Origin of the sequence: Nocardia sp. NPDC058497, from assembly GCF_042720195.1 — a bacterium.
Taxonomy (GTDB): domain Bacteria; phylum Actinomycetota; class Actinomycetes; order Mycobacteriales; family Mycobacteriaceae; genus Nocardia.
Genome location: NZ_JBHXMY010000753.1, coordinates 1 through 2,421, shown reverse-complemented (window position 1 = coordinate 2,421; position 2,421 = coordinate 1). Strand labels below are relative to the sequence as shown.

The 2,421-nt window shown below is 58.7% G+C and carries 4 protein-coding genes; 3 read left to right on the top strand and 1 reads right to left on the bottom strand.

The features are described from left to right. Positions 1 to 42: 42 nt before the first annotated feature. On the bottom strand, positions 43 to 219 hold the full coding sequence (locus ACFWPJ_RS30470; RefSeq protein WP_378856612.1) for a hypothetical protein: 177 nt from the start codon (positions 217 to 219) through the stop codon (positions 43 to 45). Between the two features lie 74 nt (positions 220 to 293). On the opposite strand from ACFWPJ_RS30470, the gene ACFWPJ_RS30465 reads away from it, so the two are divergent. The 3 genes from ACFWPJ_RS30465 to ACFWPJ_RS30455 all read left to right on the top strand — a co-directional run bounded on the left by ACFWPJ_RS30465 (position 294) and on the right by ACFWPJ_RS30455 (position 2,408). After that, on the top strand, positions 294 to 761 hold the full coding sequence (locus tag ACFWPJ_RS30465; protein WP_378856610.1) for a hypothetical protein: 468 nt from the start codon (positions 294 to 296) through the stop codon (positions 759 to 761). A 72-nt stretch (positions 762 to 833) separates the two neighbouring features. After that, positions 834 to 1,385 carry a hypothetical protein gene (locus ACFWPJ_RS30460; protein WP_378856608.1) on the top strand — a complete coding sequence of 184 codons (552 nt, stop codon included), beginning with the start codon at positions 834 to 836 and terminating at the stop codon, positions 1,383 to 1,385. 432 nt (positions 1,386 to 1,817) lie between these two features. Continuing rightward, positions 1,818 to 2,408, top strand: a complete 591-nt coding sequence (locus tag ACFWPJ_RS30455) for a hypothetical protein (protein WP_378856606.1) — start codon at positions 1,818 to 1,820, stop codon at positions 2,406 to 2,408. Positions 2,409 to 2,421 lie beyond the last annotated feature (13 nt).

The window sequence follows — 2,421 nt, the reverse complement described above, 5'->3', positions numbered from 1 at the left end:
GGGTGTGGGCACTAAATTTTCGTGTCGCACCACCCGGTACACCTATCCGCCGCGCTCGAAATTTCGCCCGCGCGTTTCCACCAGTCGAGCTTCCTCGCTGGAGCTCCAGTCGCCGCCGCCGGAGAACTTGTCGTCTCCGGTGGAGTGCTGCAGCTGCTCACCGATTCCAGTGGTCATTACCGGCCTGAACGAGGCCACACTTTGCAGGCAGTCGAACATCTACGTAGGCTTGGGATCCCGCTCAGCGCGGCCCAGGTCGAGTTCGAAGCGCCGCGATGAGGAAGGATTAGGGGATGGATTACTGGACCGGGATCGTTCAACGGATCTTCTACCGCATCCAGTTCGAACCAGAGTTGAGCCCGAAGCTGGCGGCTCGGATCGCTACCGCGCTGTTGGTCGAACCGATCGAGTATCTGACCGCGGCGGACGAATACCGATCGCTCGCCGACGGTTTGCGTCGCCGGGCACCGTTGCCAACCCCCGTTCAGATGCGCCAGCCGGAGGACGTGCTACGACACTTCCTGGCGCAAGTCGTCGAGAACATGGATTCGATGCGTCCATGGCCGACAATTCCCTACGCCCCCTTGCCCGCCGACTACCTGAGCGAATTCGGGAATGCCCGACCGATAGCCAGACTCGCGCTCACTGTCAACCAGGTGGAGGGACGCCTTGCTCGCGGATTCAATCGCGACAGCGAGGATGGACCATTCCTGCTGCTGAGAATGAGTTCCGGAACAATCGTCGGATTCTTCTCTCCATAATGGAACGGAAGCGATGACGTTATCGTCTATGCCGCCGACCCAGCACATGACCCGGGCGAAGTTATCCGAGAATTGACCGACACCGGAAGAGTGGAACCGGGACGAATTTTCCAACTCGACGAACCAGGCATTCAGCCGAGCGCGACCCGTTTTGAGACGACGCCAATACTTCCCGCATTTCGCGGAGAACATCTTCCCGAGAACTCTGCATGGGATGGAAAACAGGTCCTATATCTGAACGACACAGCGCGGCAAGATTTCCGCCTGCACAGCTACGATGGCCTCCTGCACTACCACAAGGGCGAGTTGTTCGACACTACGACCGCACAGACGCTCTGGACTCCGCAGGGTGGGCGAGCAATCTTCATCATGGATCACGATGGATATTTCTACTCCGCGCCGGTCCATATTCTGGGCGAGTTTCATCATTCAAGCCTGTCGGCAGGAGCACCGGTTGCGGGGGCCGGGGACATTCAGGCGGCAGCCGGACAAGTTCTCCTCGTGAGCGATCAGAGTAGCCACTACCGGCCGACCCGAAGATATACACACCAAGTGGTGGACAGCCTCCGACGGCAAGGAATAAACATCGGCGATAACCAAGTCGAGTATCATTCCACCGAATGAAGACCCCGATACAGTGCGTACATAAATGCCGACAGTAACCACTTGAGAGTAGGCGAGCTCCCATGATTGAAGAATCCGAAGCCGGAGATCTCGCCCGCAAGATATTGGGCTCCGATGATTTCAGCCTTAGTGAATTCGATGCAGGTTGGCAGATAGTACCTACTGCGCAGAATCGAGGTGGAGCCATTCTAGTTGTGGAGCGTAGCACCGGTGACGTAATCCAATTCCCATCTTCCGTCCCACCTGTTCGTATCGAGACTAGTTACATCGACGTTCGACCACGCGGATATCAACGAGGCGTTGAATCGTAGTATCCGAAACCGCGAATACCTGCGATGAGCTCACTGAACGTCAACTGGCACGCACAGGGCGATATCCCGCCGAACAAGCACGCGTGCCGGCGAGATCCTGGAGAACAACGAAGGACTCCCTATGCCACAGTATGGACCCCTCGATACCGAGGAACAGGTCACCGCCTACCTGCGCGAGGTGCTGAACACGCCCGCGGAGTTCGACATTCGGGAGACTCCGACGACGTGGGTCTGCCAGGTGCGACCGCATCCGGAACAGCTGCGGAGAGATCGCGAGGTGGCCGAGAAAGCCGCCCGGGGCATTCTTCCCGATCCTGGCGGTGGCTACGCCATCTATGGAGTCGATAAGAAGAATTCGCATGTGTTCGATCTGGGCCAGAACCCGCCGGATCATCCAGCGCTCCTCCTCGACCGGGCGAAGTGGGACAAGACCTACTTCGGTACCGGACAGATCCATCCGAAACCCTGGCAGGTCCGGATCGACCTGGTCGCGGAGATCGGCGCGACACTGGCGTACCGAATCCAGTGCCTCTCCAGGACGGATCCACCCCAACAGCCGCTCGACTACCAGGTCACCATCAATATGGCCAATAAGAAGGTCGACTACGGTACCGGCCCGTTCCCCCGGGTGCTGCTCGATGCGGTGAGCCAGATCATGCATCCGCACTACCGGGGCGAGACCTGGCTGACATCGGCAACATTCGAGCTCTGACCAGTGTCGGCAA